The sequence below is a fragment of the Pseudanabaena sp. 'Roaring Creek' genome, from assembly GCF_001402795.1.
In the GTDB taxonomy this organism is placed as follows: domain Bacteria; phylum Cyanobacteriota; class Cyanobacteriia; order Pseudanabaenales; family Pseudanabaenaceae; genus Pseudanabaena.
The window spans coordinates 1-5,315 of sequence record NZ_LIRE01000458.1 but is presented as its reverse complement, the minus strand read 5'-3'; the positions used below and the strand labels follow the sequence as shown (position 1 = coordinate 5,315).

At 40.7% G+C, this 5,315-nt stretch carries 8 protein-coding genes; 7 read left to right on the top strand and 1 reads right to left on the bottom strand.

Going from position 1 to position 5,315, the window contains the following annotated elements; translation table 11 throughout:
• Positions 1-402 precede the first annotated feature (402 nt).
• Positions 403-633 carry a DUF433 domain-containing protein gene (locus AC805_RS14670; protein WP_055076109.1) on the top strand — a complete coding sequence of 77 codons (231 nt, stop codon included), beginning with the start codon at positions 403-405 and terminating at the stop codon, positions 631-633.
• Positions 630-962: a DUF5615 family PIN-like protein gene (locus AC805_RS14665; protein WP_055076108.1), complete on the top strand. Its 333-nt coding sequence runs from the start codon at positions 630-632 to the stop codon at positions 960-962. The genes AC805_RS14670 and AC805_RS14665 overlap by 4 nt, the downstream gene beginning before the upstream one ends.
• Before the next feature lie 271 nt (positions 963-1,233).
• On the opposite strand, the gene AC805_RS14660 is transcribed toward AC805_RS14665, so the two are convergent.
• Positions 1,234-1,548, bottom strand: coding sequence for a helix-turn-helix domain-containing protein (locus tag AC805_RS14660; RefSeq protein ID WP_055076107.1), 315 nt, complete (start codon positions 1,546-1,548; stop codon positions 1,234-1,236).
• 154 nt (positions 1,549-1,702) lie between these two features.
• Between AC805_RS14660 and AC805_RS14655 the strand changes: the two genes are divergently transcribed.
• The 5 genes from AC805_RS14655 to AC805_RS14635 all read left to right on the top strand — a co-directional run bounded on the left by AC805_RS14655 (position 1,703) and on the right by AC805_RS14635 (position 4,940).
• Positions 1,703-2,176, top strand: a complete 474-nt coding sequence (locus tag AC805_RS14655; protein WP_055076106.1) for an ester cyclase — start codon at positions 1,703-1,705, stop codon at positions 2,174-2,176.
• A gap of 26 nt (positions 2,177-2,202) precedes the next feature.
• Positions 2,203-2,976, top strand: a complete 774-nt coding sequence (locus tag AC805_RS14650) for an SDR family NAD(P)-dependent oxidoreductase (RefSeq protein ID WP_055076105.1) — start codon at positions 2,203-2,205, stop codon at positions 2,974-2,976.
• Positions 2,977-3,305: 329 nt separating this feature from the next.
• Entirely contained in the window at positions 3,306-3,545 is a 240-nt protein-coding gene (locus tag AC805_RS14645) for a DUF433 domain-containing protein (protein WP_055076104.1), read from the top strand.
• Entirely contained in the window at positions 3,529-3,864 is a 336-nt protein-coding gene (locus tag AC805_RS14640) for a DUF5615 family PIN-like protein (RefSeq protein WP_055076103.1), read from the top strand. Before AC805_RS14645 ends, AC805_RS14640 begins: the two co-directional genes overlap by 17 nt.
• Before the next feature lie 335 nt (positions 3,865-4,199).
• A complete protein-coding gene (locus tag AC805_RS14635) occupies positions 4,200-4,940 on the top strand; it encodes a bifunctional 2-polyprenyl-6-hydroxyphenol methylase/3-demethylubiquinol 3-O-methyltransferase UbiG (protein ID WP_055076102.1) in 741 nt (246 codons plus the stop codon).
• Positions 4,941-5,315 lie beyond the last annotated feature (375 nt).

Below are 5,315 nucleotides of genomic sequence, written 5' to 3'. Positions count from 1 at the left end.
TTTTCGACCTACAAAGCAAAAGGCAATCCCAATATTCTACTACTGGGAGTAAATGCTGATAGCTAATAGAGTTCTAATCCTAAGTAATTATCAAAAGCGATCGCCTAGAAATCACGACTCATAGTAATAGCGATCGCCTTGAGAAGATAGATTGTTAATGCGATCGCCTATAACTCACGACTCACACTAATAGCGATCGCCTTCAGCAAACCTATAGAAAATATATCGTTGAAGCGATCGCCTAATAATCACGACTCATAGTATTAGCGATCGGCTTTAGGAGATAGATTGTTGATGCGATCGCTCTATCAATCATGAATCGCGGTAATAGCGATCGTCGATGAAATAATAATTTGATGTAGAATGTATTTAGTGCTACAGCCCATAGCTATGAGAAGATTTATGAACTACCGAAATTACATTACGATTGAACCAAATAAACGTAGTGGTAAACCATGTGTGCGTGGCTTGCGGATTACAGTTTATGAAGTGCTTGAGTACCTAGCTTCAGATATGACAGAGGCTGAGATCCTTGAAGATTTCCCCGATCTCACGCGAGAAGATTTTAAAGCTTGTATCGCTTATGCGGCTGACCGTGAACGTCGGTTTATGACAATGCCAATATCAGCATGAAATTACTTTTTGATGAAAATCTGTCTCCAAAATTGCCCTCCCGTTTGGCTGACCTTTTCCCTAACTCACTGCACGTTCGAGATGTTGACATGAAATCAACTGTCGATCCCATAGTTTGGGATTATGCCAAGTCTAATGATTTGATAATTGTCTCAAAAGATTCAGATATGCATGACCTCAGTTTAGTATTTGGGAATCCACCAAAAGTTATTTGGATTAGGCTTGGTAACTGTTCGACTTCACAAGTTGAAAGTCTGTTAAGAAGAGAGTTTGAATCGATCGCTTTATTTTATGAAGATAAGTATTTATCACTTCTTGCTCTAGCATAAAATTCCAATGATTTTGCTCCGTATTTCTTTCACGATCATTGAGTTGATCGCCTAAAAATCACGAATCACAGAAATAGCGATCTCCTTTAGAAAATAGATTGTTGAAGCGATCGCCTAATTTCTCAACACCAAACAGCGATCGCCTTGAGAAGATAGATTGTTAATGCGATCGCCTAGAAATCACGACTCATAGTAATAGCGATCGCCTTGAGAAGATAGATTGTTAATGCGATCGCCTAGAAATCACAACTTACAATAATAGCGATCGCCTTTATGAAGATATATGTCGTTTCTTTTCGAGTTCTCTTACTTTATCCAAGATTTCAAGGAATAGTAGTCCAAACTGCGTAAACTTGTACTCTACTCTGGGCGGTACTTCTGGGAATGCTATACGTTCTAAGATGTCAAAATCTACCATTTTGTGCAGACAAGCATTTAATACCTTAGTGGTGAGTCCATCTAGCGATCGCGTAATAGCACCAGGGCGATCGACACCTTCTTGAATTAAGCCTAAAATTCGCATTGACCATTTGCAGCCAACAATATATTCGAGCATTTCCGAAACTGAAGTTTGAGTGGTTGGCATATCAATCGTGGCTAAAAAAATTAATGAGGCTGTTACTCAATTTGTACCAAAAAGTGCGTACTTTTCCCAAAAGTGCTTACTTTTCAGGTTTCAAGATAATCTCTATCATACTCTCATCAGCTCAAATGATTAGTTAAAGGTTAAAGGAAACTGTATGACATCTATTTTAAAAGAACTATTTGTGGGTGCAGCAAATGCGGTCAAGCTTATGGATCATCGGACATCAGAAGCCATGGCTTTACTCAAAGAGCATCACGATAGTGAGATCGCCCATGACATCAAACGCAATACTGCCACCTATGGAGAACACTCTCGTATGGTTTTTAATGGCGAGGGATTTAACGGTCTCGACCAAATAGAAAAGGCTCATATTGCAGTCGGGTTTGGTAACGAAGGCACTTTTGCCGACATTGATTTTGAGATATTCAAATACCATCAAAGTCAAGATGCGATCGCAGTGGAATTCGGATTCAAAGCCAAGCACGTGGGCGAATTTGGTGGTATTTCTCCGACAGGCAAACAAATTGAAATTCCCGCCGTTGGTATCTATTCCTTCGATCTTGATGGGAATCTCGTGCAGGAGAACATCACTTTCGATACTGGAGCGATCTTGCGTCAAATTAGTTAGTAATACAAAAGGAATGGTAAAAGATCGTGTATACAGAATTTAAGAATCAGCAAGCATTAATCATCGGTGGAAATAGCGGCATCGGTCTGGAAGTCGCCAAAACTCTTCTCACACATGGAGCGATCGTAACCATTGTTGGGCGTAATGTTTCTAAGCTTGAGGAAGTCTCATCTTTTCTAAACCAATTTGGAGATATTAAAACTTGGCAATCCGATCTTAGCGATCGCGATCAGGTTAATCAACTGACAGAGCGGATCTCCGCTGAGTTGCCTGAAGTTCGCTATCTCGTCAATTCAGCAGGAGTGTTTTCACCTAAATCATTCTTAGATCATGGTGGAGAAGATTACGATCGCTATCTAGATCTAAATCGCGGTACATTTTTTGCAACGCAGCAAGTGGCTCGAAACATGACTGAGTTGGGGAATGGAGCAATCGTTAATATTGGATCGATGTGGGCACACCAAGCGATCGCGGCTACTCCATCTTCGGCTTATTCGATGGCGAAGGCGGGATTACATTCGCTTACGCAGCATTTGGCAATGGAACTGGCGCAGTATAATATTCGCGTAAATGCTGTCGCCCCTGCCGTAGTAGAAACGCCTATCTATGGCGCATTTATTAAGCCTGAGGAGATTCATGCAACTTTACAAGGCTTCAATAGTTTTCATCCCATCGGTCGAGTGGGATTGCCGATTGATGTCGCTGAAACAGTGGTATTTCTACTCTCCGAACGTTCTTCTTGGGTTACAGGAGCATTGTGGGATGTGGATGGTGGTGTGATGGCGGGACGTAATTCTTAATAGAGAGTTAGAGCGATCGCAATGCAGCGAAATTTAAGTAGATAGATAATTGAGGCGATCGCCTTTAGAAGATAGATTGTTGGAGCGATCGCCTAATAATTACGACTTACGGTAATAGCGATCGCCTTTAGGAGATTGATTGTTGGTGCGATCGCCCATAAACCACAACTCACACTAATAGCGATCGCCTTCAGCAAACCTATAGAAAATATATCGTTGAAGCGATCGCCTAATAATCACGACTCATAGTATTAGCGATCGCTCCTCAACCTCTAAATTCTTATAAGAGGGCTGTTATGATAAAAGTAAGTTATGAGCAAATCTTGATCATGAAAAACTATCACGATCGCATACGCATCAGTCCAAATATTCGCAGTGGTAAGCCCTGCATAATTAATACACGCATTGCTGTATCAGATGTGTTTGACTATCTCGGCGGTGGGATGAGTATTGAAGAAGTATTAGATGATTTCCCTGATTTAACAATTGCAGATATACAGGCTTGTTTTGCGTTTGCTGCCGATCGCGATCGCCGTTTAACAGTGATTCCCTATGAAGTTGCTGTTTGATGAGAATTTGTCTCCAAAATTGCCTCTCATATTATCTGTAGATTTTCCAGAGAGTATGCATGTTCGTCATTGTGGATTAAAAGGATTTCCTGATGAGGATATTTGGGAATATGCTCGAAATAATGGATTTACAATAGTTTCTAAGGATTCAGATTTTTATCAACGGAGTATGCTTTATGGGCATCCACCAAAGCTTGTCTGGTTGAGGATTGGCAATTGTAATCGTGATATTCTCGTAGCTCTAATCACTAAATATAAGGAACAAATCTATTTGTTAGATAGTAGTCCTTCTGAGTCGGTATTAGTGATTTTGAGTTAAAGTCGTCCATCAAAAATCAACCAATACAGCAAAACATGCAATTGAACGGCGATCGCCTAAAAACACTAACTCACAGCAATAGCGATCGCCTTTAGGAAATAGGTTGTTGAGGCGATCGCTCTATTAATCATGACTCGCGGTAATAGCGATCGCCTTCTGCAAACCTTTAGTAGATAGATAATTGCGGCGATCGCACTTGACTTAAATTAGAAATCTGCGGTATTTTTTCCTCAGTAGAGTAATTAAACCGCAATTGCATTAGAAATTTATGTTCGACTGCAAGATTTAGAAGGTCTAACCATCCTGAAGTGTATTCAAATCATCAATTCTAAAAAATGAACACAGCAAGAGACCACTATGACCAACAACTTGCTTCTGTCTACAGTTGGATGGCAGGTGATCCAGAAGCGGCGCTCAAACGCAATCATGACCTTTTTCGTCAACTTGAGATTGGTTCATCCCCCCTAGGAGGAATAGCTGTCGATCTAGGAGCAGGGTCGGGGTTTCAGTCCATTCCATTAGCAGAATTAGGTTTTTCAGTTGTTGCTGTTGATTTCTGTGCAGCATTACTGTCTGAATTAAGCGATCGTGCAAGTAATCTCACTATCCACACCATTCACGATGATATTCTCAATTTCTCCCAATATCTTGAGGAGCAAGTGCAGGTCGTAGTTTGCATGGGCGATACACTGACACATCTGGAGTCATTGAGTTCACTTCAGTCTCTACTTTTGAGCGTTAAGAGTGCGCTGGCTACGAGCGGAAAACTCGTTTTGACTTTCCGCGACTATGTTTCTACAGAACCTCATGGGGCAGCGCGTTTTATTCCAGTCAGAAGTGATGAGTCAACAATTCTCACCTGTTTTCTTGAGTATCATGAAAAGGTTGTGGAAGTCTACGATCTTCTCTATCAAAAAGAGGGAGATCGATGGGTGCTGAACACTAGCTCTTATAGAAAGTTACGTCTTGATAAAAGTTGGGTATGTGATCAGCTACAAAAACTAGAATTAAAAGTTATTCAGAATGAAATCATCAATGGGATGATATGTATCGTTGCCCAAAAATCTAAGTCATAATCACGCAATCGAACAACGCCCATGCACACCGACCGCCGAGAGTTGATCGCCCACCAAAAAACAAAATATTTAGGAAATATATCGTTGAAGCGATCGCCTAAAATCACGACTCACAGTTATAGCGATCGCCTTTAGGAAATAGGTTGTTGAGGCGATCGCCTAATTTCTCAACACCAAATGGCGATCGCCTAAAAATCACGACTCATACTAACTCACCTTACGCAGATAGAAAGCGCCCAAAAAAAATGACTGAGAATGTATACTGGAAGTAGGTTTGAGAGTAATTGCTTTGCCGAAACCAAGCTAAGATGAGGAAAGAAGATAAAAACATGAAGATGAACATGTTAGATCTTTATAGTGACTATCTAATTAGTT

What these genes read in the sequence shown, in the direction of transcription:
- AC805_RS14670 (WP_055076109.1), top strand. Translation starts at nt 403, where the DNA reads ATGAACTACCGAAATTACATTACGATTGAACCAAATAAACGTAGTGGT.
- AC805_RS14665 (WP_055076108.1), top strand. Translation starts at nt 630, where the DNA reads ATGAAATTACTTTTTGATGAAAATCTGTCTCCAAAATTGCCCTCCCGT.
- AC805_RS14660 (WP_055076107.1), bottom strand. Translation starts at nt 1,548, where the DNA reads ATGCCAACCACTCAAACTTCAGTTTCGGAAATGCTCGAATATATTGTT.
- AC805_RS14655 (WP_055076106.1), top strand. Translation starts at nt 1,703, where the DNA reads ATGACATCTATTTTAAAAGAACTATTTGTGGGTGCAGCAAATGCGGTC.
- AC805_RS14645 (WP_055076104.1), top strand. Translation starts at nt 3,306, where the DNA reads ATGAAAAACTATCACGATCGCATACGCATCAGTCCAAATATTCGCAGT.
- AC805_RS14640 (WP_055076103.1), top strand. Translation starts at nt 3,529, where the DNA reads ATGAAGTTGCTGTTTGATGAGAATTTGTCTCCAAAATTGCCTCTCATA.
- AC805_RS14635 (WP_055076102.1), top strand. Translation starts at nt 4,200, where the DNA reads ATGAACACAGCAAGAGACCACTATGACCAACAACTTGCTTCTGTCTAC.